The following is a 21,996-nucleotide window of genomic DNA, read 5'->3' as shown; positions in this document are numbered from 1 at the left end:
TAAGTCGGATGACTGTTCCCGGGAGTTATTGCGGGAACAGTTCTTGATGGAAGCGTAGAGAGAAAGGCCCTTGATTCGGGTCGGCCTGAATTTCCAGCTGGAACGTCAATACCTCTCCCTGGCTGTACCAGAATTGAGCGATTTGATAGAGCGCGTCCCCCTCGTTGATGCGCCGGAAATCCAGGCTTCTGCTTTGCTGTACGGGATTATTCACTTTTCCGCGAATAAACGCCGAGACGGCGCGCATAGAGCCATCCTCCTGCTTTTTGAGCACGGAGATATTCACGAAGCCGGTGGATTTACTGCGTGGCAGCTCATAGCGCGTCGCCACTTCCGGGTCCAGAATTGTGGTGGGAAGCGCTATATAGTGTATTTCATAATCGCCGAAAACCTGCTTTTGTTCAGCCAGAGCCGGGCGACCGACCAGCGTCAACGCAAGCAAGACCAGAGCGGAGTAAAAAGTAGAGCGGAAGAACGTTGTAAATAGTTTCATACGAGCCTCACCGTGTAACGTGGTAGATAGCAATCTGCCCCAATAAGTTTGGCCAAAGCTGGTTCAGCCAGTTGGTCCGATGCTCGTCGTCCACTACGGTCCTGTGCAGAATATGGATGTTCTTTTGGTAGCACAGCTCCTCAAAATCCTTGAATGTGCACAAGTGGATGTTGGGCGTGTTGTACCAAGTATAGGGTAAGGTTTTGGATACCGGCATCTGACCTTTGCGCGCCAGATAGTAGCGCAGTCGCCAGTAACCGAAATTGGGGAACGTGATGATGCTTTCCTTGGCCAGACGCAGCATTTCCTCCAGCAACACGTCCGGCTGCCTGACCGCCTGCAACGCCTGCGTCATCACCACCATGTCGAAGCTTTTGTCCTTGAAGTTGCTCAGGCCTTTACTGTCCAGGTCCTGTTCAATGACGTTGACGCCTTTGCGCAGGCACTCAGTGATATTCTCACTGCTGATTTCCAGACCGTAACCACGAACCTGTTTATGGGTTTGCAGATAGTCCAGCAGCGTACCGTCGCCGCATCCCAGGTCGAGCACTTCCGTGCCGGGTTGAACCCAGTCTTTGATAATGGATAGGTCAGCGCGCATGGGGGATCTCCTTCGCCACACGACCCATAAAACCATGGAAAACATCCATATAGCGCTGGGTCGGTATCAAAAATGCGTCATGGCCATGAGGGGAGTCCACCTCCGCGTAGCTGACGGACTTCTTGGCTTCCACCATTGCATTGACCAACTCTTCCGAGCGATCAGGCGGAAAGCGCCAGTCGGTGGTGAAGGACACCACCAGATATTTGCATTTGGCGGGCTCCAGCGCTTTGCTGAGGTCGCCCTCGTGCGCCCGCGCCGGATCGAAATAGTCCAGGGCCCGGGTCATGAGCAGATAGGTGTTGGCGTCGAAATTCTTGGAAAAGCGCTCGCCCTGATAATGGAGGTAACTCTCCACTTCAAACTGTACGTCCAGTAAGCCGAACTTCAACGTTTGAGCGCGCAGGTCGCGGCCGAACTTTTCACCCATGGAGGCGTTGGAAAGATAAGTGATGTGCCCGACCATCCTCGCCAGCATCAAGCCTTTGTCTGGATAAGTCGTGTGCTCGCCATAACGACCTTCATAGAAGTTGGGGTCTGACGTAATAGCCTTTCTGGCGACTTCATTGAACGCGATGTTTTGCGCGGACAAGCGTGGCGTGGAGGCGATCACTGCGGCGTTATGAACGCGCTCGGGATATTCGATGGACCATTGCAGCGCCTGCATGCCGCCCAAACTACCGCCGATTACCGCCGCCCAGTGTGGAATATTAAGGCGGTCCGCGAGCATAGCCTGACTGCGCACCCAATCCTGTACAGTGACGACTGGAAAGTCGGGACCATAGGCTTTGCCTGTCTCGGGGTTGATTGACGCTGGACCGGTAGAGCCTGCGCAGCCGCCCAGATTGTTCAGACTGACGACGAAGAATTTATTCGTATCTATCGGTTTGCCGGGTCCTATACAGGAGTCCCACCAGCCAGGCTTGCTGTCTTCCATGGAATGATAACCCGCGGCGTGATGATGGCCGCTGAGGGCGTGACAGATCAGCACCGCATTGGAGCGGTCTGCGTTCAACTCCCCGTAGGTTTCGTACATCAGTTGAAAACTGTTCAACTGTTTTCCGCATTCCAGGGTGAGAGGAATATCGAATTGAGCGACTTGCGGCGTGACGATCCCGACAGAGTCAGGTGGGATGACCTCTGGCATTAGTGCGTACTATTCCTTTCAAAAACACATGCTAAGTGGCGCAGTCTATTAATCAATCCGGCGGATAGCAATAACCAACCCGGGATGGCGCAGGAGAATAAGAGAACGGGAGACTGCGGGCGAAGTAAGATGCGCCGCGCGAGCTGGGCTCACGCGGCGGATGATCGGGCGTATCAGCGTTGCATGCCGGGAAGGCTGACTACCTTCTGGGTGAGCATTTGCGGGGCGGGACGACGCAGCTTGCGCTGTATCTGTTCCGCTTCCTGAATCTCCTGATTGATTTCCTCCATCATGCTCACAATGCGTTTCACCTGACTGCGCGTGTCTTTGGCGGTCTTCGCCAAGTCTTTCAGACGACGGATCTGGTGCTCCAGCAACTGCTTTTGCTCAATGGTGTGCTGCAATATTGGCAATAGCGCTTCTTGAGGCCAACGGTCCGTTTCCTTGTGAATTTCTTCGTATAAGCGCCGGGCTTCGCTGACGATAACGGTGAAGAAGCGCTTCACTACTACGGTCTGCTCTGAAACCAGAGTGCGGGGGTTACGGCGGAATTTATCAGCGCGCATCTTCAACCCCTCCAATTCCCGGATCTGCTTGGTAATGGTAAATGGCGTGGGGCGTAGATGACTTGAACGCGCATCATTGGCGTAGCGCTGATAGATAGAGCCCACCATTTTCTGAGCCAGTCTGGCTTCATGGTTGAGGTTGCTGATGTCGTTTTCGATCGCATGGAAGAAACCGGCCATGGCGCGGCCCATGCCAATCGTAGTCCAGCTGTTAATCAGCTCATCGCGCGTCTTTTTGGCGTGGGATTCAAAATGCTCCAGATTCACCAGATTATTCAGAATCATCGCCTGCGACTTCATCAGACGCCGACTGGAGCGCAGGGTAAACAGCTTTTTGTAGTAAAAGTTGTAGTCGTCCTGAGTCTTGTCAGTCAACTCGCGCAGGAAATCCGCGCTGACGCCTTTGCTTTCGTATTCTTCCAGCTTCTCCTGATAGGTGGAGTAACGGGATTGCAAAATGGCCTGACTGGTTTGCAGCATGCCCAGCACGTCGTTCACCACGTTGTGGGTGATCAGCCGTTCTTTCTGGCCCAGAATGCGGTCGGTAAGCAAGGCCTCCAAGTCGTCGAGCCGGCTGCTGCGCAGCTTCTGTTCGTCGCCCTTGATGCGTCCGACCAGCGCCTGTTTGGCGGAAAGCAGCAGCACTTCTTCTGTCTTAAGGCCCAGTTGATCGGCGGTTTTGGCCTGTACCTTGGCGATGGCCTTGTTGGTGTGTTCCTCGCCCTGAATGTCGTCCCAAAGTACGTCGATCTTATTGAGTACTGCGAAACGACCGGCGCGATGATCGGAGTGTTCGGTGAAGATGTGGTTAGTCCAGATCTCCATGTCGCTGGCGGTGACGCCGGTGTCTGCGCCAAGCATAAATATGACGGCGTGAGCGTTGGGAATCATGCTGACTGTCAGCTCCGGCTCAGAGCCCAAGGCGTTGAGGCCAGGGGTGTCCAGTATGCGCAGCCCCTGTTGCAGCATGGGGTTTTCCAAACTGATCAGCGCATGACGCCAAGCCGGAATGATCGCCATGCCTGGATGGCTGGGATCGCGCTCCAATGAGCCAAGCTCGAAGCCCAGACGGCGGGCTTCTTCAAAACTGACTGTACGCGTGCGCGCCACCTGATCCAGCGATTCGCGCATGGACTCCGGCGTACTCATGTCCAGAGGGTAATACACCCAGTGTTCCTGACTGCGTTTGTAATCCGCCAGGGACTTTTCTTCGCTACGGGTCTCTATGGGCAGCAGTTTGAGGTAGGAGCCGCCGTCGCGATCGTAGAACAGCTCGGTCGGGCACATAGTGGTGCGCCCGGCCTGAGAAGGCAGCATGCGCTGGCCGAACTCGGCGAAAAACAGAGCGTTGATCAGTTCGGTTTTACCACGAGAGAATTCGCCGACGAAAGCGATGGTGAGGTTGTCCTCATGCAGTAACTGAGCGCAGCGCTGCAGTTTCAGCTCCAGATCGTCGGAGTTCAGCTGGTTGGTGCGCAGCCAGCTTTGATAATGGGCGATCTCCCGGATCAGGGTGTTCTTCCACTGGTGGTAGGCTTCGACGTGATAACTTAGTCCACTGCTCATATTGTTGTTTCTCGCTCTGACCCTAAGGTTGCCATTATATGGGATTCCGTTGGCGCTGCTGTGTCCGTGTTGGCGACTGCGAATGATGAAAATTTGTTCAGGTTTGATTTTGTATCGGGTAGCTTTGGAAAATCAAGCGTTTATATTGCGGAAAGGACATCAAATCGTCATGTAACGGTTTGTTATTATATATAGGGTTTTAGTAGCTTTGGGATGTCCGTCAAGTTTTGCACGCGAATGCGCTTTTGACGACTGCTTTCACCGGCGAGAATTTGAACATCTTGTTGCTTGACGCGGCAGAGTTTGGCGAGAAATCGGACAAGCTGCTGATTGGCCCGACCATCGATAGGCGGGGCGCTGATTTTTATTTTCAGCGCGTCGCCATGAGTTCCGACGATCTCATCTTTCTTGGCGCCCGGTTGTAAATGACACTGCAGGATGAGTGTCTGCTCATCCTGCAGGCTGACGCAGCGGGAGGCGGCTGGATCAGACAATGGACAGCGCCCGGCCGATTACGAACAGCACCAGCAGCACCACCATCGGTGAGAGGTCCAGTCCGCCGATGGGCGGCATGATTCTGCGTACGGGACGCATCAATGGCTCGGTAATCTGGTGGACGAGTTGCGCGCCTGGGTGATAACTGCCCGGAGCCACCCAACTGATAATAACCATAATAAAGATGGCGAACTGGTAGATGTTAATGATGCACTTGAGCATTAACAGGACGGCCTTGGTGACGATGAGGCCCAGTAACGGCAGTATGTGGCTCAGTGGGGTCAGTGTGATGACGATAATCAGCACAATGGACAATAGCAGCGCCAGCACCAGCGAAGCGAAATCCAGGCCTCTCCAGCCAGGAATGATTTTTCTAAGCGGCAACAGCAACGGGTTGGTGGCTTTCACCACGAACTGGCTGATCGGATTGTAGAAATCCGCCCGGGATACTTGGAGGATAAACCGCATCAGCACCACGCTTATGTAGAACATCCCGATGAAATATGTGACTTCTAACAAAATTTGTAACATAGGCTTTATGTCCGTCTGGAAGTTGCTCTAGCCGTCTGCAAGAAAAAAACAATTCGTTCACGACCGTCAAGGAGATTATTCCGGCGCTCGTTCACCACTCAATTCATAGGATCTTCCCCAAGCCTTGCGGATAGCGGTTTTCACCATGGCTTTCATATCCTGTTCCTCAAAGCTTTTGATCGCCTGTTCTGTTGTGCCCCCAGGAGACATGACGCGCTTCTTCAGTTGCGCAGGGCTTTCCTCGCTACGTGTCGCCAATTCAGCGGCTCCGCGCATGGTTTGAATCGCCAGGGTGCGGGCGCTGGCTGGATTCAGGCCAAGGGAGGCGGCCGCCTCTTCCATCGCTTCCATGAACATGAAGCAATAGGCGGGCCCGCTTCCGGACAACGCTGTGACAGTGTGTATGTCCTCTTGCTTTGACGTCCAGGCGACGATGCCGACGGCGCTGAACAAGTTGTCCGCAATCTCCCGCTGCGCTTCACTTACGCGCGGGTTGGCGTACAGCCCGCTGGCGCCCAGATGCACCTGAGCTGGAGTATTTGGCATGCAGCGCACCACTGGCAGGTCGCCTCCCAGCCAGGCTTCGATTTGTTCGCAGGACACGCCGGCGGCGATGCTGACTATCAATGGACGGCGTTGCTGTACGGCATCCGCTAATCCTTCGCAAACCGCCTGCATGACCTGTGGCTTTACGCACAGGATCAGAGCGTCGCAGTCGGCCATGAATGTTTGGTTGTCCGTGCTGGTTGGGATGCCGAACGCATCTGCGGCTTCTTTCAACTCCTGCTCGGCAGGAGCCGTCGCAGCCAGTCGGTTTGCCGGGTAGCCGTTGGCTATCAGGCCGCCAAGTATCGCTCGGGCCATGTTGCCGGCGCCGATAAAAGTAAGCTGTGGGTGTTCTTTCATAGTGTTCTCTTTGCGGATACGACTATCGCCAACTGTCTTAATAATGTTTGTCGTGGTGGATTTAAAGTGCAGGCGGACAAAATCCGCTGATTTCGCTGCATTTTGTTAGTTTCTGGCGCCAAAGATGGCGGAGCCGATGCGCACGATGGTGGAGCCTGCGGCGATGGCGGCTTCCATGTCATCGGACATCCCCATAGATAGCGTGTCTACGCTATCGAACCGGCTTTGCAGCGCAGCGAAATGGCGATTCAACTCCTTGAATGTTGAGGCCAGAGCCTCATCTCCCTGAGAAGGGTCGGGAATGCACATCAGGCCTCTCAGGCGCAGGCCGGGCAGGGCGCTGACAATCTCCGCCAAAGGCGCAATCTCACCTGGAGTCACCCCAGACTTGCTGCTTTCATCATTAATATTGACCTGAATGCAGACGTTTAGCGGGGGCGTCCCTTCTGGGCGCTGCTCTGACAGGCGACGGGCGATTTTCTCCCTGTCCAGGGTATGCACCCATTGGAATAACTCCGCCACCGGGCGGGTCTTATTGGACTGCAATGGGCCGATAAAATGCCAAGTGATGGCGAGGTTGCTTAATTGGGCGATCTTATCCTGGGCTTCCTGCAGATAGTTTTCGCCAAAGTCTCTGAGCCCCGCGTCATACGCGGCCCGAATGGCTTCGGCCGGCTTGGTTTTACTGACTGCGAGCAACGTCACGGAATCCGCCGGTCGGGCCGCGGATTTTGTTGCATTTTGTATTCTTTGGCTTACTGTTTTGATGTTGTCTGCTATGCTGAACATATTATTTCTATCAATAGCTTAGGCTGCGTCGAAACGCGCAGATTGTAACCAACCCGCCGACAAAATTCAGTTCCTTCCGTCGTCGTGGGGAGGTGGCGCTGTTTGAGGGCCGCCGGAAGGCTGCATGTCATTATAAGGTTCAAAGCGGGGATTCCTAATGGACATTACCGAGTTGCTTGCGTTTTCTGCTAAGCAGGGCGCTTCCGACTTACACCTATCTGCCGGGTTGCCTCCCATGATACGCGTCGACGGGGATGTCAGGCGAATCAACCTGCCCGCGATGGAGCATAAAGAAGTACACGCGCTGATTTACGATATTATGAACGATAAACAGCGCAAGGATTTCGAAGAATTTCTGGAAACGGATTTCTCGTTTGAAGTTCCCGGGGTCGCCCGTTTCCGGGTTAACGCCTTCAACCAGAACCGCGGCGCCGGCGCCGTATTCCGGACCATCCCCTCCAAAGTACTGACGATGGAAGACTTGGGGATGGGGCAGGTGTTCAAGGATATCGCTCTGAAGCCTCGCGGACTCTGTCTGGTCACGGGACCAACCGGCTCCGGTAAGAGTACAACGCTGGCGGCGATGATCGACTTTATCAACGATACCCGTTACGACCATATCCTCACTATCGAGGACCCTATCGAGTTCGTGCATGAAAGTAAGAAGTGTCTGGTGAACCAGCGTGAAGTGCACCGTGACACCTTAGGGTTCAGTGAAGCGCTGCGTTCAGCCCTGCGGGAAGACCCGGACATTATCCTGGTTGGTGAGATGCGGGACTTGGAAACCATCCGTCTGGCGCTGACCGCCGCAGAAACCGGACACTTGGTGTTCGGCACCCTGCACACTACCTCCGCCGCGAAAACCATTGACCGGGTGGTCGACGTGTTTCCTGCGGAAGAAAAAGCCATGGTAAGATCCATGCTCTCCGAATCGTTACAGGCGGTCGTCTCGCAGACTCTTTTGAAGAAGGTCGGCGGCGGTCGTGTGGCGGCCCATGAAATCATGATAGGCACGCCGGCGATTCGTAACCTGATACGCGAAGACAAAGTCGCCCAGATGTACTCGTCTATTCAGACTGGCGCCGCGTTGGGTATGCAGACCCTTGACCAGTGCCTGCACAATTTGATTTCTAAAGGGCTTATCAGCCGCGAAGCCGCGCGCGAAAAAGCCAAGATGCCGGAGAATTTCTGACGCCGCGACCTTATCCCGGTGTATGCCGGTCGCTGTAGCGTTATTACCATTGGGGTGTTGTGATGGATTTCGACAAGCTGTTAAAAATCATGGTGGAAAAGGGGGCTTCGGACCTCTTTATCACAGCTGGGGTGCCGCCCAGCATCAAAGTTCACGGCCGTATGGTGCCGATCACTAAGTCGCCGCTGTCTCCTGAGCAGACGCGGGAAACCGTGTTTTCCATTATGTCGGAAAAACAGCGTGCGGATTTTGAAGTCGGGCATGAGTGCAACTTTGCTATCAGCGCCCGCGGCATCGGTCGTTTCCGGGTCAGCGCCTTTTACCAGCGTAACCTGTGCGGGATGGTGCTGCGTCGGATTGAGACCAATATTCCCAAGCTGGATGACCTGCATCTGCCGGAGGTTATCAAGTCGCTGTCGATGACCAAGCGGGGCCTGATCATCTTCGTCGGAGCGACCGGCACCGGTAAGTCCACGTCGCTGGCTGCAATGATCGGCCACCGGAACCGCAACAGCAAAGGGCACATCATCTCTATCGAAGACCCTATCGAATATATCCATCAACATCACGGCTGCATTATTACGCAGCGGGAAGTGGGGCTGGATACGGAATCGTTCGAAGTAGCTCTGAAGAACACGCTGCGGCAGGCTCCCGACGTCATCATGATCGGGGAGGTGCGCTCCGCCGACACCATGGAATATGCGGTGACCTTTGCGGAAACCGGTCACTTGTGTTTGGCGACATTGCACGCCAACAACGCCAACCAGGCGCTGGACCGGATTATCAACTTTTTCCCGCCGGAGCAGCATAACCAGGTATGGATGGACTTGTCCTTGAACCTGAAAGCCATCGTGGCGCAGCAATTGGTGCCGACTCCAGACGGCAAGGGACGTCGGGCGATTGTTGAGATCCTCATTAACTCGCCACTGGCGGCTGACTTGATCCGTAAAGGGGAGGTTCACAAGCTGAAAGAGCTGATGACCAAGTCGTCGGAACTGGGTATGCAGACTTTCGATCAGGCGCTATACCGCGCCTACGCTGCGGGAGAGATCACCTACGAAGACGCGTTGTCTCATGCGGACTCCGCGAACGATCTGCGTCTGATGATCAAACTGGGCGCAGACAGCAATATTTCCAAGCTGCAGGGCGCCGCCAGCAGTCTGTCGTTGAGCGACGATCAGGATTATTGATCGCTGAAAAGCGCTTTCTGAAGCAGATAGAAAAACGGCGGGGCCTTCACCCCGCCGTTTTGCATTTTAGGGAGCGCTAGTGCGCTTCATCCCAGTTATTGCCGACGCCTGCTTCCACTAATAGCGGCACGTTTAAATCCGCGGCGGAAGACATAATCTGCGTCAACTTCTCTTTAACTGCCTCGACGGCGCTTTCCTCTACTTCCAGAATCAGCTCATCGTGCACTTGCATGATCATTTTCGCAGGCGGCGCACTGTCGCCTTCCAGCCAGGCGTCCACCGCCAGCATGGCGCGTTTGATGATATCCGCCGCCGTCCCCTGCATGGGGGCGTTGATAGCGGTGCGCTCGGCGGCCTGTTGTAGATTGCGATTGCTGGAGCGTATGTCCGGTAGATACAGACGACGTCCGAATAAGGTCTCGACGTAGCCTGTGTCCTGAGCTTCTGCGCGAATGCGGTTCATGTAGTTCAGCACACCAGGGTAGCGCTCGAAGTATTTGTCGATATAGCTTTGCGCCTCGCTGCGCTCAACGTGAATCTGACGGGCCAGGCCGAAGGCGGACATACCGTAGATCAGGCCGAAGTTGATGGCTTTCGCTTTGCGGCGTTGTTCTGAGCTGACCTCATCAAAGGCCACGTTGAAAACTTCCGCTGCGGTGGCCTGGTGTACGTCTAAGCCCTCAGAGAAGGCCTTTAACAAGCCTTCGTCCCCGGACAGGTGCGCCATGATGCGCAGCTCAATCTGTGAGTAGTCAGCGGAGATCAGCTTGCAGCCTTTGGGAGCGATGAACGCCTGTCGGATACGGCGGCCCTGCTCGTTACGCACCGGAATGTTCTGTAGATTGGGATCGCTCGACGACAAACGTCCGGTAGCCGCCACTGCCTGCTGATAGGAAGTATGCACCCGGCCAGTGCGGGGATTGATCATTTCCGGCAGTTTGTCTGTATAGGTGGACTTTAACTTGGACAGGCCACGATACTCCAGAAGGACGCGAGGCAGCTCATATTTCTCCGCCAGTTCCTGTAACACCGGCTCGGCGGTGGAGGGTTGCCCCTTGGGCGTTTTCTTGATGATGTCGAAGCCGAGCTTCTCGTAGAAAATCTCCTGCAACTGCTTGGGCGAGCCGAGGTTGAACTTCTGGCCGGCCTTTTCATAGGCTTCCTCCTCCAGCTCCAGCATGCGCTCCGCCAGCTCCTGGCTATGAGTGCGCAAGCGTTGGCTATCCACCAAGGCGCCACGGTGCTCCATCCGCATCAGTACAGGGACCAGAGGTAGCTCTATGTCCCGATAAACCTGCTCCAGTCGACCTTCTTTCTTAAGCTTGGGGTTCAGAGCGTGATGCAGTTGCAGGGTGATGTCCGCATCTTCTGCGGCGTAAGGACCGGCTTGTTCCAGACTGATCTGATTGAAAGTCAGCTGTTTCGCCCCTTTACCAGCGATGTCTTCAAAGTGAATGGTTTCCCGCCCCAGATGTTTAGAGGCCAGAGTATCCATATCATGACGGTTGGCGGTGGAGTTCAATACGTAGGACTCCAGCATGGTGTCTTCGGCGATGCCGTTGAGTTGTACGCCATGATTAGCTAATACGTGGGCGTCGTATTTCAGGTTCTGGCCGATCTTACGATATGCCGGGTCCTCCAGCAGGGGCTTGAGCGCGGCCAGAACTTTATCGCGCTCCAACTGTTCCGGCGCGCCCATGTAGTCATGCGCCACAGGCACGTAAGCGGCTTTGCCTGGCTCGACCGCAAAGGACACGCCGACGATCTCCGCCTCCATATAATTGAGGCTGGTGGTCTCTGTGTCGAAGCTGAATGTTTTGGCGTCAGTCAGTGCTTTGATCCAGTGGTCAAACTGATCCTGTTCCGTTACGACCTGGTAATCGCGCTCATCGCTTTGCGCAGGGGGGGCGCTGGCCTCTGTGGCTGCTGTCGGGGACGATGTGGAGGCGTCCAGGTCTTTTATCCAGGTCCTGAACTCCAGCTCCGTAAACCATTTGTGCAGCGCTTCCGTGTCGACGGGATTGGGGTGAACCTCTTCCAATGTGAAAGGCAGTTCGACATCGGTTTTGATGGTGGCGAGTTCTTTTGACAGCGGCAATTGTTCCAGGCTGCTGCGCAGGTTTTCGCCGATTTTCCCTTTAACTTCATCCGCCTGCGCTATAACCTGCGCCAGAGAGCCGAACTCGCCGAGCCATTTGACTGCGGTTTTAGGACCGCATTTATTGACGCCGGGGATATTGTCCACGGTATCGCCAATGAGAGCCAGGTAGTCCACGATCAACTCAGGCGGCACGCCGAACTTCTCCACGACGCCTTCACGATCCATGGTAGTGTCCGTCATGGTGTTGACGAGGGTGACGTGGGGGCTCACCAACTGGGCCATATCTTTATCGCCAGTGGAAATTACCGCATCCAGCCCTTTTGTAGTTGCTTCATGAGCCAGCGTGCCTATAACATCGTCGGCCTCTACGCCTTCTATGATCAGTAAAGGCAGCCCCATTGCACGGACAATGTCGTATAACGGCTCTATCTGGCAGGCGAGGTCTTCCGGCATGGGTGGCCGGTTGGCCTTGTAATCGGAGTACATCTCGTGGCGAAAGTTCTTGCCCTTGGCGTCGAAAACGGCGACCACTTGGCTTTCCGGATAATCTTTTTGCAACTTCCGAAGCATGGAGATGACGCCTCTGATGGCGCCGGTAGGTTGTCCCTTGGAGTTTCTTAGCTCTTTCAGGTTGGGAACGTGGTAGGCGCGAAACAGATACGAGGAGCCGTCTACCAGGACGACAGGCGCTGAACGGTTTTCTTTACTCATAGATGGTACTGGTTTTAAATGGTTGTATGGGCTCGGAATAAGCGTATCCAGCAGGATCGGCTAATCCCCGAAAATGGGCCCGGATGAGGGCTGACGGAGCTGCCGGGATATCCCGGCGAAAATTGCCCCAGGCGCGGCCTGATTAAACAAGTGTGTAGGTTACCAAAAAACAGCGTGTAGGTTACCAATGAGTTTTTGGATACGTAAAGCTTTGCTCGCGTTAATTATTCTTCCTTTGGCGGCGCCAACGCTGGCGGAAGATTCCACGGCGGAGCCGGAAGTGCAAATTCGTTATGGCGAAAAGGAAACTCATTACGAGTATCGAGTGAACGGCGAGCTGGTGCAGATCAAGGTCGTGCCCAAAGTCGGGCCGGAATATTATCTGGTGCCCTCCGATACGGGTGAATGGGTGCAGTCGGAAAAGCCGCGGATACTGGTTCCGAGTTGGAAGCTCCTGGAATGGTAAGCTTTCGATAGTCGATTGATTTGGCGTTTCTGGCGCAGGATGCGTACGAAATTAAGTTTTAGAAGTAGTGAATAAGGCGGGTTAATGGCGGTTTTTACGAGAGTGTCTCCAGAGCAATTGCAGACGTTGCTTGAATCTTATTTCGATGCGCCTGAAGTGACGGAATTTCAAGGCATTGCGGCGGGGATAGAAAACACCAACTACTTTGTCAGTGTAAAAAGCGGTGGAGAAGAAACACACTGGGTGCTGACCATCTTTGAGATGGTGACCGCGGAAGAACTCCCTGTATTTATTGGTCTGATGCAGGGACTGGCGCAACAGGGTTTTCCTGCGCCGGCGCCGCATCCCATGCTGGATGGTTCGTCTTTGGCTTATATAGAGGGTAAGCCATGCGTACTCGTACCCAGAATTGCTGGCGGCCATCTGGATACTCCCACTCTTGATCAGTGCGCCATTGCCGGCGATTTACTAGGCGCTATGCACTTGGCCTCTCAGTCCGCGCCCGGTCGTCGTGACGTGGTGCGTACAGTGGCGTGGATGCAATCTCATCGGGATGATCTGGCTTCTCACATCAAGCAGGATGAACTGGCTTTATTGAGCGGCGAAATTGAGCATTTCCAGCAGCAGGCGGATATCTGGGCGCAATGTCCAAATGGCTGGATTCATGGCGACCTGTTTGTCGACAACGTCATGTTTGATGGCGACAAGGTGAGCGGTGTTATCGATTTTTATCATGCCTGCCACGATTGCTGGCTGTTTGATCTCGCCGTCGCTTGTAATGATTGGTGCTGCGATGCGGAAGGGCGTTATGATCAGGAGAAGTTGCGCGCCTTTGTTGCAGCCTACGACAAGAAGAGACCTCTGACAGAGCTTGAGAAAAAACAATGGAGCGATGCGCTGCGGGTCGGCGCGCTGCGATTCTGGATTTCCCGTCTGATAAGCCAATATGGCAAGGGCTATCAGCATGATGCCGAAAGAGGGAATACGCTGAAAAATCCAGATGAAATGAAGGCTAAATTACTTTCTGCGCATAAAATAGCCGCCTTGTAGGCGGCTATCGGAACGGTCAAGCTTTGCTGGAAGTAAGTAAAGCTATCCGTTGTTGAGAGTGGCGGTGACTTCCTGAGAGTAGTCACTCGCTACGCCATCATAATCAATCACTCTTACCTTAAAGCCATATTTGCCAGATGTGAATCCTGACAGGCTTAATGTGGTGACGCCCACATCCTCTATCATTACGCGCCCATCTTCGCCTTCGGAAATATTGCGATAGGCCACTTCGTACGCGGCAATTTCGCTCAGGGCGAGTGACGAACCGTCTTCACGGGTCCAGGGGGTGTTCCAGGAAAGAGTTTTCGGCGTAATCGGCTCTTGCACCCCAGCGCTTGGATTGGATGACGATGAATCGTCTTCCTCCGTAGTTTCTCCGTTATGTGCGGCGCTTTTGGGTGAGTCCCCGCTTATCGCGTCGGACAGGTTGCAACCGGAACCCGTCGCAACAACGGTTCCCAAAAACAAAAATGCAATCAACTTCCGGGCGCGAAGCAATGCTCCGCTGCCAAGCAATTCTATCTTCATGGCGATTTTAAGAAGTCTTTCGGATAAACGGCTTAATAGTTGTCAAAACATCTGACTTTCTAGTTTTTAGAAAGGAACTGATTGCTCAGTAAAGTCGACATTCGGACTCGACGCTATCTCTTTATGATCAATTCGTGACTAATTACCCACAAAAATATAATTCGACTTGGATTTGATAGCCATACTTCCATGTGGCTAGGCTTAAAGGCTTATCACGTTATCTGTGAGCGGCTAGAGGTTTCGCATCAGTAAGCTAAAGTCCAGACGACTCGGTGCGTTTTCCGGTAACGCCAGACGAATGCGATGGCCGGAGCCTGGGGCGACGGCAATATTTTGTCCGTTTTTATTTTCCATTTTTTTGACAATAAAGTTCATATTCCCGCCTGGCGTCATAATTTCGACGGAATCCCCAATGGATATTTTGTTTTTTACGTCAATAAGGGCCTGGCCATTCTCCAGAGAGTATTCCAATACTTCGCCGACGAATTGTTGTTTGCCGGAGAGCGATGCGCCATTTGTGTAATTCTGATACTCGTCATGCACATGGCGACGGTAAAAGCCTTCTGTGTAGCCCCGATGCGCAAGTTTCTCCAAATCGTCCATCAGGGACATGTTAAATGGCGCGCCGGCGACGGCGTCATCAATAGCCTGGCGGTACGCTTGCGTAGTCCTGGCGACGTAGTAATGAGATTTGGTGCGCCCCTCGATTTTTAAAGAATGCACGCCGATGCGACACAATCGCTCCACATGCTGCACGGCGCGAAGGTCTTTGGAGTTCATGATGTAAGTGCCATGCTCATCTTCAAAGGCGGGCATCAGCTGATCCGGTCGACCCTCTTCCTGCAACAGAAACATTTCTGAGGTAACCCCGCCATCGCCCAGTGTCGGACTACCAGACTGAGATTGCGTTGGCTCCCAAGTCTGCGCAGTGATATTCCCCGCGTCATCCTGGGTTGCCGGAATGGCGTTGTATTTCCAGCGACAGGCATTTGTACAGGTACCTTGATTAGGGTCGCGTTTATTGATGTAGCCGGACAACAGGCAGCGTCCGGAGTATGCAATACATAGCGCGCCATGTACGAAGACTTCCAGCTCCATCTGCGGCGATCTTTCTCTAATCTCCGCGACTTCCTCCAAAGACAACTCCCGCGACAGTATCACCCGCTCCAGTCCTTGTCGGCGCCAGAATTCGACCGCGGCGTAGTTGACGGCGTTCGCCTGTACAGAGAGATGAATCGGGGTGTCGGGCCATTTGTCGCGAACCATCATAATTAATCCAGGGTCGGACATGATCAGTGCATCTGGTCGCATCTCCACGACAGGCGCCATATCGTCCAGAAAGGTTTTCACTTTGCTGTTGTGAGGGGCGATGTTGGCGGCGACATAAAACTTCTTGCCCTGCGACCGGGCTGTCTCGATTCCTTCGGCCAGCGTGGCGAGATTGAAGTCATTCTCCCGCACTCTCAGGCTGTAGCGAGGCTGGCCGGCATAAACCGCATCGGCGCCGTAGGCGAATGCAAAATGCATGTGTTTGAGTGAGCCGGCTGGAGCCAGGAGTTCAGGTTTGTTCATGGTTTGTACTTCATGTTGATATTATCAAGGTTAATGCATTCAAAATGGGCTTAAGATCAGAATCGCCAGCCCTGACGCGCCAGAGGCGGCGAGAGTGGCGGCGACTTTAATACCCAGCTGGCGATTCCCTATGGTCCAAGCCAAGCCGGCTTTGACCAGATTGTTGCTGCAGGCGGCGATGAAAACGCCCCAGCTCGCAACCAGCAATGTGATTTTTTCCGGCTCTCTGGCGAGACGGGCTAGGGACAGGCTGATAGCGTCTACGTCGCTCAGACCGGATATGGCGCTCAGTGCGTAGACGCCGCTGGCGCCCAGCCATTCGTGCAAGGCGTTGGAGAGCAGCATGATGAGAAGCAATAGAAAGCCAAAGAACAGAGCAGAGGATATTTCCAATGGGTTTTGTCTGAGGTTGGGCTGCTCGATTTTTATTCCTGAATGGCTGCGCCAGAAATAGAAGGCAGCGGCGTACACGCATAGGGCCATAATGGCGAAGGGAGGGGCAAGGGCGTAGCCTAGGGGTGGGTATACGATGTAAATGACCAGTAGCAGCCGTGGGAACATCGTGCCGCAGGCAATCAATATTCCTGACGCGAGCAGCGAGGCATGTTGTTGATTTTCTTTGGCTACCCGGGACAAATGCAGTGTGAGCGCGGTGGATGAGCTCAAGCCCGCAAACAGGCTGGTTATTAATACTCCTTTGGAGGGGCCTCCTATCTTGACTGCGAAATAGCCTACAAAGGAAATCGCGCTGATTAAGACAATCATCCACCAGGCTTCATATGGGTTGATGGCGCCCCAAGGACCGTACCCTTGATTGGGCAGCACGGGCAGCATGACGACGGTCATCACCAGCAACTTGAGTCCAGCGTCCAGTTCTTCATCTCGTATCTTTTGCAGAAAACCGTGCAACTCCGGCTTCAGGTCGAGCAGGATGGCGGTCACTACCGTCATGGTGGCGGCGACGGAGAACTCTCCCATGATGCATAAGGCTCCGTAGAAAAACGTTAGCATTGATGCAATCAGGCTGGTAATGCTCATGTCCAGCCGTTGTCGTTGGCTGGTGACATAGGCGGCGATAAGGACCAGCGAGAGGGCGATGATGCCCGCCGCCAATACCCACTCTCCCATTTGCTCGCCCAGCCAGGTGGTCAATCCGCCCAACAGCGCTATCAAAGCGAAAGTTCTTACCCCTGCAACCCGATGTCCGGCCTCCTCGTTGCGGTTGACCCAGCCGCGCTGAATGCCGATGGTCAGCCCCAGCAGCAGCGCTACGGCTAGATGGGGGAGCGGATATTGCGCATCAATCAGACTGTTCATGCCAGCGGGGAGGGGGAGAAAAACGGTTCAGCGCCGCTTTAAAAAAGCGTGAGACTGGTTGGTAATGTCGCCGTATAGAAGGCGGTATAGAGCTGTCATGTTCATCAAGGGCGCGCTGTATTTTCAATAAACGGCGAGTGTCTTAAAAAGTATAGCTAACGGGATCGCATCTGTGCTGAAACGGCCACAAACCATAGTGTAAATGGATTTTCACCATGATTTTCTGAGGTAGATCAAATTGCCCTTCAGCCCCAGTTTCAGGGGGCTGGATTAGTATGATTATTCTAATTTTTGCACGTATCTTGGGGGCGCAATCAAGGCAAGGAACTGGGTTCCTTATCTCAAAGTAAACCGGTAGGAGACCAAAGATGGGCAAGCTCAAGTCATATCAAGAGCAAATTCAGGACGCTGTAGAAAAAGGAATCAAAACAGTAGAAGAGCAGCATCGCACTCTTGCTGCGAAACCTTTCGAATACGCGGAGAAAATAGAGCAGGAAGCCAAGAATTTGTCCGTTAAATCCGTGCGTGAAATGCATGATCAAATGCTGGATAACATTTACTCTTCATTCCTCGCTTGGAATAAGCGTGTAAATGATTTTGCTGCGGACCTGGTGGCCAAAATCGAAGGCGCAGAAAAAGACAGCGATGACGAGGCCAACAAATCCAAAGCCACGGCTAAGAAAACCACAAAAACTGCAGAAAAGCCGGCCTCTAAGACCACTGAGGAAGAAGCTGCAGCCTAAGAGAACGCACTCTTGCCAAAAGAGCGCCAGTTGGCGCTCTTTTGGTTAGGTTTCGCGGAAAGGCGGATCAGTTGTTTATTTTCTCAAGCAGGAATTTCAGACGCTCGATTTTCTGAGCGTAATCAGCGGTTGTTTCTTGACGATCCTTTTCATGAGCGGCGATTTCACTTTGCAGCCGTTGTACTTGGCTAGTGTCTCGCTGAATGTCATCCATTAAATCCTGTGGAACTGCGCGTCCCGCTCTTTCCGCGTCCGCTGCCCGAGACTCTTGGGCCGCCACTTTCTTTTCCAGCACCTCAATATTATTGCGTTTGAGGCTGATTAATCCGTCTAGTTCCTGTAGTTTACGATCGCGGGCTCGGACGGCGTCATCCGGATGGCTGAAAAGCCGCAGGAGGAGTTCATCCGCTTCGCGTTGTTTGCGGGCTTCTTCTTCCTTTTGCGCTTTTTCCGCCAGCTTGCGGTCGCGCTCGATAATCTGCTCTGGAGTTAATGCGGCGGGGATGTCCTTAATTACGCGGCCGAATGCATCAACAATTTGGTAACCTTTTTTCGCCGCCTCCGGTGGAACGGAATTCCCTAACACTAATGTGCCGTTTTGGTCCTTGTATCGATAAAATAGAGTTTCGGCTTGTACGAATGTTAGCGACATCAAGCAGAGCAGTACGCCTGCGGCAATCTTGGCTCCCCTGATTTTTTTTAATGGCATCATGTAGTTATATTATGGTTACTTCGCTTGGGTAACCCCTGATTAGTGGGTTTAAAGGTCATATCGGAATTAGCATGACTTTTATAATGTTATTCATAATTTCATTAATTGCCAACGGACTATCCGCTTTGGCTGGTGGCGGCTCTGGTTTGCTGCAACTACCCGCGTTGTTATTTTTAGGCTTGAGTTTCTCGGTGGCTTTGGCTACTCATAAGGTGGCGAGTGTAGCGTTGGGTGTAGGCGCATCCTTTCGCCATTTGCGGGAGAAAGGCCTGGACTGGCGTTTTGCCTTATTCATTTTGGCGGCGGGTATCCCAGGCGTTTTATTGGGCGCTCAGGTTATTCTGGGCGTTGACGACAATGCGGCGCAAATGGCGTTGGGACTTTTGACAACAGGGTTGGGTGTTTATTCGATGCGTTCGCCCCAGTTGGGCTTGCAGGAAAGCAGCAAGAACCGCTCTGCATTGGGGTATATCACTGGCGCGCTGGGGCTGTTCGGTATTGGCGGATTGAATGGTTCTATTACGTCCGGGACAGGTTTGTTCGTCACATTGTGGCTGATTGTGTGGTTCGGGCTAAGCTATCAAGGGGCGGTGGCGTATACATTGGTTCTAGTCGGCGTTTTCTGGAATGGAGCGGGCGCTCTTTCCCTGGCGCTGCAGACGGAAGTGCGTTGGGACTGGCTTATTCCACTTATTTTGGGTGCGCTGGCTGGCGGGTATCTTGGCGCGCATTGGTCCATCGCCAAAGGCAGCGCAATGGTGAAGCGCGCGTTTGAAGTGCTGACGATACTGGTTGGGTTCAGTCTGATGTTCAAGGCAGCCGGGTGGCTGCCTGATTTGCGTTTAGTGGAAGTTACGAATTAACTTTGGACGCCGTAAACGGCACGATACTCGGCAACCTGCTTATAGTTGTCGGAAAAGTGCGGGTCAGACTTAAGAAACTCGAGAATTTGATCTAGCTGGATAATAGCTGTGACGGGAATCTGGTAGTTTTGCTCTATCTCTTGAATCGCCGACAACTGATGCTGTCCGCGCTCTTGCCTGTCAAGAGCGATGAGCACGCCAGCGGGTTCCGCGCCATTCGCCTTGATGATCGAGATGACTTCACGGATGGCTGTGCCTGCAGTAATTACATCGTCCACGATAAGCACCTTGCCTTTCAGCGGAGCGCCAACGATGACGCCGCCTTCGCCATGGGCTTTGGCTTCTTTGCGGTTAAAGGCGTAGGGAACGTCCATGCTTTTTTCGTTGGCCAGCGTAACGGCGAGAGCGGAAACCAGGGGAATGCCCTTGTAAGCCGGCCCGAACAGCATGTCGTATTGCAGCGGGCTGGAAGTTAAGGCCGCCGCATAAAAGTGTCCGATTTGCGCTAACGTTGTGGATGTGTTGAATAATCCGGCGTTAAAAAAGTACGGGCTGCTGCGGCCGGATTTAAGTGTAAATTGGCCGAATTTCAGCACTTCACGCTGAATGGCGAACTCAATAAACGCTTTTTGATAGTCGTGCATAAGAGTTTCTTTAGCCCTTGGATTCTTTTGCAGTAAATATGAATTAGGTATCATACACGCAAATTTTTATAGGTAACATCTATGAGGGTAGTAACAATCAGCGTAAACGGACTGAAGCGCGCAGTCGGAGAGGGATTCTTCGAGTGGATGGCGCGCCAGGACGCTGACGTCGTTTGCGTGCAGGACCACAGGATGCGGGTTTATGAGTTGGACGAAGACAAATATCGTCCCGAAGGCTATGAGCCCTATTTTCTGGATGCGGAAAAGCTGGAGGACGGCGGGGTCGGCATTTATACCCGACAGATTCCCAAAGCCATCATGATGGGTTTTTCCTATGCTCCGGCGGATATGAACGGCGCTTTTATTCAGGCCGACTTTGACGCTGTCAGCATTGCTTCTTTGATGGTTCCCTGCGCATTGATGGACGACGAAAAACAACAGGCTAAAGAAGAGTATCTGGAAGCTTTCGGCAATCATCTGCAGAAAACGTTGCGTAAGCGTCGGCAGTTTATTTTCTGCGGTAATTTCCAGACTGCTCACTTGGTGACGGACGCCAATCCCCGCTATCACCGCTTGGAAGTGTCCGGTTTTCTGCCGCAGGAACGGGCCTGGTTTGATCAGGTGTTTGATGAAATGCAGTATGTAGACGCATTTCGCAAGATCAACCGGGAAAAGAACCAATACACGTGGTGGCCGGAATCAGCGGAAGGCTGGCGTAAGCATTCGGGCTGGCGAGTGGACTATCAGATCGCCACGCAAGGACTGCGCAGCGCTATCAAACGGGCCTGGATCGATACCGAAACCCGGTTCTCCGATCACGCGCCATTGATCGTCGATTACGACGTAGACTTCTAGGGCGGGCTTTGTTGGAGCCTCGCCCCGCCTATTTGGCGGGACGCGGTCAAGCAGTCGGCGTTGCGGCGCCGTCCGCCCTTTTCTCTTTTTAGCTTTGTAGCACTTCTTCTTGGGCTACAAACAACTGGCGAATGCCCTTGCCTGCCAGATCCAGCATTGCCGTCAGCTCCGCGCTTGAAAATGGCGCTGCTTCCGCAGTTCCCTGCACTTCAATAAATCCATCCTGATCCGTCATGACGACATTCATGTCCGTTTCCGCCTTGGAATCTTCATCATAATCAAGATCCACAACGGGGACGCCTTCGTACACGCCTACGGAAATGGCGGCGACCTTGTGCAGAATCGGATTGTTTTTTAGCTGGCCTTTGGCGAGCAGACTGTTGATGGCGTCCGCCATGGCGACGAATCCACCGGTAATGGAGGCGGTGCGGGTGCCACCGTCAGCTTGTATGACGTCGCAGTCGATAGTGATGGAAATGTCCGGCATTTTCTTCAGATCCACCGCTGCGCGCAGGGAACGACCGATCAGTCGTTGGATTTCCAGGGTGCGACCGCCCTGCTTGCCTCTGGCGGCTTCCCTTTGATTACGGGTGCCGGTGGCGCGGGGCAGCATACCGTACTCAGCCGTCACCCAACCTTGGTCTTCTCCACGCAGAAAGCGGGGGACGCCGTTTTCTACCGTGGCGGTGCAGATGACTTTGGTGTCGCCGAACTCGACCAGCACGGAGCCTTCCGCATGTTTCGTGTAGTTCTTGGTGATCTTAATGTCGCGAGTCTGGTCGGGCTGTCTTCCGCTGGGTCTCATAATGCATTGGCTCTCTTTGATTCATGTGGGGGCGGATTGTAGCACGATAGACCTATATGAATAAGTAAACGACTCGGTTTGGAAGGGGCCGCAAAAGAAGGATTTTCGCTGCCGGAACAGTCGTCAGGCATACTGAAAAAATAGTTGCGCCAG

The 21,996-nt window shown here is 53.6% G+C and carries 22 protein-coding genes; 7 read left to right on the top strand and 15 right to left on the bottom strand.

The genetic code is table 11. The annotated features are described in order from the left end of the window. Window positions 1–25: 25 nt before the first annotated feature. The 8 genes from HCH_RS28690 to HCH_RS28655 all read right to left on the bottom strand — a co-directional run bounded on the left by HCH_RS28690 (window position 26) and on the right by HCH_RS28655 (window position 7,094). Window positions 26–493, bottom strand: a complete 468-nt coding sequence (locus HCH_RS28690) for a DUF4426 domain-containing protein (protein ID WP_011400060.1) — start codon at window positions 491–493, stop codon at window positions 26–28. A gap of 7 nt (window positions 494–500) precedes the next feature. Next, on the bottom strand, window positions 501–1,094 hold the full coding sequence (gene metW / locus HCH_RS28685; protein ID WP_011400059.1) for a methionine biosynthesis protein MetW: 594 nt from the start codon (window positions 1,092–1,094) through the stop codon (window positions 501–503). Next, on the bottom strand, window positions 1,084–2,241 hold the full coding sequence (gene metX / locus HCH_RS28680) for a homoserine O-succinyltransferase MetX (RefSeq protein ID WP_011400058.1): 1,158 nt from the start codon (window positions 2,239–2,241) through the stop codon (window positions 1,084–1,086). Before metX ends, metW begins: the two co-directional genes overlap by 11 nt. A 173-nt stretch (window positions 2,242–2,414) precedes the next feature. After that, window positions 2,415–4,373, bottom strand: coding sequence for a dynamin family protein (locus HCH_RS28675; RefSeq protein WP_011400057.1), 1,959 nt, complete (start codon window positions 4,371–4,373; stop codon window positions 2,415–2,417). A 185-nt stretch (window positions 4,374–4,558) separates the two neighbouring features. Next, the gene (locus tag HCH_RS28670) at window positions 4,559–4,867 is read right to left on the bottom strand and encodes a DUF167 family protein (RefSeq protein ID WP_011400056.1); all 309 of its coding nucleotides are present in this window, start codon (window positions 4,865–4,867) and stop codon (window positions 4,559–4,561) included. Continuing rightward, window positions 4,860–5,399 (bottom strand): YggT family protein, encoded by a 540-nt coding sequence (locus tag HCH_RS28665; RefSeq protein WP_011400055.1) that lies wholly within the window; start codon window positions 5,397–5,399, stop codon window positions 4,860–4,862. Before HCH_RS28665 ends, HCH_RS28670 begins: the two co-directional genes overlap by 8 nt. A 75-nt stretch (window positions 5,400–5,474) precedes the next feature. Continuing rightward, a complete protein-coding gene (gene proC, locus HCH_RS28660; RefSeq protein WP_011400054.1) occupies window positions 5,475–6,305 on the bottom strand; it encodes a pyrroline-5-carboxylate reductase in 831 nt (276 codons plus the stop codon). A gap of 105 nt (window positions 6,306–6,410) precedes the next feature. After that, window positions 6,411–7,094, bottom strand: a complete 684-nt coding sequence (locus HCH_RS28655) for a YggS family pyridoxal phosphate-dependent enzyme (protein WP_011400053.1) — start codon at window positions 7,092–7,094, stop codon at window positions 6,411–6,413. Between the two features lie 157 nt (window positions 7,095–7,251). Here HCH_RS28655 and HCH_RS28650 point away from each other — a divergent pair, with 157 nt between their 5' ends. Both HCH_RS28650 and HCH_RS28645 read left to right on the top strand, forming a co-directional pair. Next, on the top strand, window positions 7,252–8,286 hold the full coding sequence (locus tag HCH_RS28650) for a type IV pilus twitching motility protein PilT (RefSeq protein WP_011400052.1): 1,035 nt from the start codon (window positions 7,252–7,254) through the stop codon (window positions 8,284–8,286). Between the two features lie 62 nt (window positions 8,287–8,348). After that, entirely contained in the window at window positions 8,349–9,476 is a 1,128-nt protein-coding gene (locus HCH_RS28645) for a PilT/PilU family type 4a pilus ATPase (protein ID WP_011400051.1), read from the top strand. Between the two features lie 76 nt (window positions 9,477–9,552). Here the strand turns inward: HCH_RS28645 and polA are convergent, their stop codons facing one another. Further along, window positions 9,553–12,288, bottom strand: coding sequence for a DNA polymerase I (polA, locus tag HCH_RS28640; RefSeq protein ID WP_011400050.1), 2,736 nt, complete (start codon window positions 12,286–12,288; stop codon window positions 9,553–9,555). A 187-nt stretch (window positions 12,289–12,475) separates the two neighbouring features. On the opposite strand from polA, the gene HCH_RS28635 reads away from it, so the two are divergent. Together HCH_RS28635 and HCH_RS28630 are read left to right on the top strand one after the other, a co-directional pair. Next, complete coding sequence (locus HCH_RS28635; RefSeq protein ID WP_011400049.1) at window positions 12,476–12,754, top strand: DUF2782 domain-containing protein; 279 nt, start codon at window positions 12,476–12,478, stop codon at window positions 12,752–12,754. 84 nt (window positions 12,755–12,838) lie between these two features. Further along, window positions 12,839–13,804: a homoserine kinase gene (locus HCH_RS28630; protein WP_011400048.1), complete on the top strand. Its 966-nt coding sequence runs from the start codon at window positions 12,839–12,841 to the stop codon at window positions 13,802–13,804. 42 nt (window positions 13,805–13,846) lie between these two features. Here the strand turns inward: HCH_RS28630 and HCH_RS28625 are convergent, their stop codons facing one another. The 3 genes from HCH_RS28625 to HCH_RS28615 all read right to left on the bottom strand — a co-directional run bounded on the left by HCH_RS28625 (window position 13,847) and on the right by HCH_RS28615 (window position 17,221). Beyond that, the gene (locus tag HCH_RS28625) at window positions 13,847–14,332 is read right to left on the bottom strand and encodes a fibronectin type III domain-containing protein (RefSeq protein WP_011400047.1); all 486 of its coding nucleotides are present in this window, start codon (window positions 14,330–14,332) and stop codon (window positions 13,847–13,849) included. 231 nt (window positions 14,333–14,563) lie between these two features. Continuing rightward, window positions 14,564–15,904: a tRNA 5-hydroxyuridine modification protein YegQ gene (yegQ, locus tag HCH_RS28620; protein WP_011400046.1), complete on the bottom strand. Its 1,341-nt coding sequence runs from the start codon at window positions 15,902–15,904 to the stop codon at window positions 14,564–14,566. Between the two features lie 39 nt (window positions 15,905–15,943). After that, a complete protein-coding gene (locus HCH_RS28615; RefSeq protein ID WP_011400045.1) occupies window positions 15,944–17,221 on the bottom strand; it encodes an MgtC/SapB family protein in 1,278 nt (425 codons plus the stop codon). Window positions 17,222–17,589: 368 nt separating this feature from the next. On the opposite strand from HCH_RS28615, the gene HCH_RS28610 reads away from it, so the two are divergent. Then, window positions 17,590–17,964 carry a hypothetical protein gene (locus tag HCH_RS28610; RefSeq protein ID WP_011400043.1) on the top strand — a complete coding sequence of 125 codons (375 nt, stop codon included), beginning with the start codon at window positions 17,590–17,592 and terminating at the stop codon, window positions 17,962–17,964. A 67-nt stretch (window positions 17,965–18,031) separates the two neighbouring features. On the opposite strand, the gene HCH_RS28605 is transcribed toward HCH_RS28610, so the two are convergent. Next, a complete protein-coding gene (locus HCH_RS28605) occupies window positions 18,032–18,676 on the bottom strand; it encodes a hypothetical protein (protein WP_011400042.1) in 645 nt (214 codons plus the stop codon). Between the two features lie 83 nt (window positions 18,677–18,759). Between HCH_RS28605 and HCH_RS28600 the strand changes: the two genes are divergently transcribed. Further along, a complete protein-coding gene (locus HCH_RS28600; protein ID WP_238384942.1) occupies window positions 18,760–19,539 on the top strand; it encodes a sulfite exporter TauE/SafE family protein in 780 nt (259 codons plus the stop codon). Here HCH_RS28600 and pyrE read toward each other — a convergent pair. Beyond that, window positions 19,536–20,183: an orotate phosphoribosyltransferase gene (gene pyrE, locus HCH_RS28595; RefSeq protein ID WP_011400040.1), complete on the bottom strand. Its 648-nt coding sequence runs from the start codon at window positions 20,181–20,183 to the stop codon at window positions 19,536–19,538. The two genes, HCH_RS28600 and pyrE, sit on opposite strands and share 4 nt — an antisense overlap. Before the next feature lie 81 nt (window positions 20,184–20,264). Here pyrE and HCH_RS28590 point away from each other — a divergent pair, with 81 nt between their 5' ends. Continuing rightward, window positions 20,265–21,038 (top strand): exodeoxyribonuclease III, encoded by a 774-nt coding sequence (locus HCH_RS28590; RefSeq protein ID WP_011400039.1) that lies wholly within the window; start codon window positions 20,265–20,267, stop codon window positions 21,036–21,038. An 88-nt stretch (window positions 21,039–21,126) separates the two neighbouring features. On the opposite strand, the gene rph is transcribed toward HCH_RS28590, so the two are convergent. Then, on the bottom strand, window positions 21,127–21,843 hold the full coding sequence (gene rph, locus HCH_RS28585; RefSeq protein ID WP_011400038.1) for a ribonuclease PH: 717 nt from the start codon (window positions 21,841–21,843) through the stop codon (window positions 21,127–21,129). Window positions 21,844–21,996 lie beyond the last annotated feature (153 nt).

This window comes from Hahella chejuensis KCTC 2396, from assembly GCF_000012985.1.
In the GTDB taxonomy this organism is placed as follows: domain Bacteria; phylum Pseudomonadota; class Gammaproteobacteria; order Pseudomonadales; family Oleiphilaceae; genus Hahella; species Hahella chejuensis.
Note: the sequence above shows the minus strand (reverse complement) of the source record. Positions and strands in the feature narration are given on the sequence as shown.

Excerpts from the sequence above, each read along its gene's own strand:
- HCH_RS28690 (WP_011400060.1), bottom strand. The coding sequence starts at position 493 with ATGAAACTATTTACAACGTTCTTCCGCTCTACTTTTTACTCCGCTCTG.
- metW (WP_011400059.1), bottom strand. The coding sequence starts at position 1,094 with ATGCGCGCTGACCTATCCATTATCAAAGACTGGGTTCAACCCGGCACG.
- metX (WP_011400058.1), bottom strand. The coding sequence starts at position 2,241 with ATGCCAGAGGTCATCCCACCTGACTCTGTCGGGATCGTCACGCCGCAA.
- HCH_RS28675 (WP_011400057.1), bottom strand. The coding sequence starts at position 4,373 with ATGAGCAGTGGACTAAGTTATCACGTCGAAGCCTACCACCAGTGGAAG.
- HCH_RS28665 (WP_011400055.1), bottom strand. The coding sequence starts at position 5,399 with ATGTTACAAATTTTGTTAGAAGTCACATATTTCATCGGGATGTTCTAC.
- proC (WP_011400054.1), bottom strand. The coding sequence starts at position 6,305 with ATGAAAGAACACCCACAGCTTACTTTTATCGGCGCCGGCAACATGGCC.
- HCH_RS28655 (WP_011400053.1), bottom strand. The coding sequence starts at position 7,094 with ATGTTCAGCATAGCAGACAACATCAAAACAGTAAGCCAAAGAATACAA.
- HCH_RS28650 (WP_011400052.1), top strand. The coding sequence starts at position 7,252 with ATGGACATTACCGAGTTGCTTGCGTTTTCTGCTAAGCAGGGCGCTTCC.
- HCH_RS28645 (WP_011400051.1), top strand. The coding sequence starts at position 8,349 with ATGGATTTCGACAAGCTGTTAAAAATCATGGTGGAAAAGGGGGCTTCG.
- polA (WP_011400050.1), bottom strand. The coding sequence starts at position 12,288 with ATGAGTAAAGAAAACCGTTCAGCGCCTGTCGTCCTGGTAGACGGCTCC.
- HCH_RS28635 (WP_011400049.1), top strand. The coding sequence starts at position 12,476 with ATGAGTTTTTGGATACGTAAAGCTTTGCTCGCGTTAATTATTCTTCCT.
- HCH_RS28630 (WP_011400048.1), top strand. The coding sequence starts at position 12,839 with ATGGCGGTTTTTACGAGAGTGTCTCCAGAGCAATTGCAGACGTTGCTT.
- HCH_RS28625 (WP_011400047.1), bottom strand. The coding sequence starts at position 14,332 with ATGAAGATAGAATTGCTTGGCAGCGGAGCATTGCTTCGCGCCCGGAAG.
- yegQ (WP_011400046.1), bottom strand. The coding sequence starts at position 15,904 with ATGAACAAACCTGAACTCCTGGCTCCAGCCGGCTCACTCAAACACATG.
- HCH_RS28615 (WP_011400045.1), bottom strand. The coding sequence starts at position 17,221 with ATGAACAGTCTGATTGATGCGCAATATCCGCTCCCCCATCTAGCCGTA.
- HCH_RS28610 (WP_011400043.1), top strand. The coding sequence starts at position 17,590 with ATGGGCAAGCTCAAGTCATATCAAGAGCAAATTCAGGACGCTGTAGAA.
- HCH_RS28605 (WP_011400042.1), bottom strand. The coding sequence starts at position 18,676 with ATGATGCCATTAAAAAAAATCAGGGGAGCCAAGATTGCCGCAGGCGTA.
- HCH_RS28600 (WP_238384942.1), top strand. The coding sequence starts at position 18,760 with ATGTTATTCATAATTTCATTAATTGCCAACGGACTATCCGCTTTGGCT.
- pyrE (WP_011400040.1), bottom strand. The coding sequence starts at position 20,183 with ATGCACGACTATCAAAAAGCGTTTATTGAGTTCGCCATTCAGCGTGAA.
- HCH_RS28590 (WP_011400039.1), top strand. The coding sequence starts at position 20,265 with ATGAGGGTAGTAACAATCAGCGTAAACGGACTGAAGCGCGCAGTCGGA.
- rph (WP_011400038.1), bottom strand. The coding sequence starts at position 21,843 with ATGAGACCCAGCGGAAGACAGCCCGACCAGACTCGCGACATTAAGATC.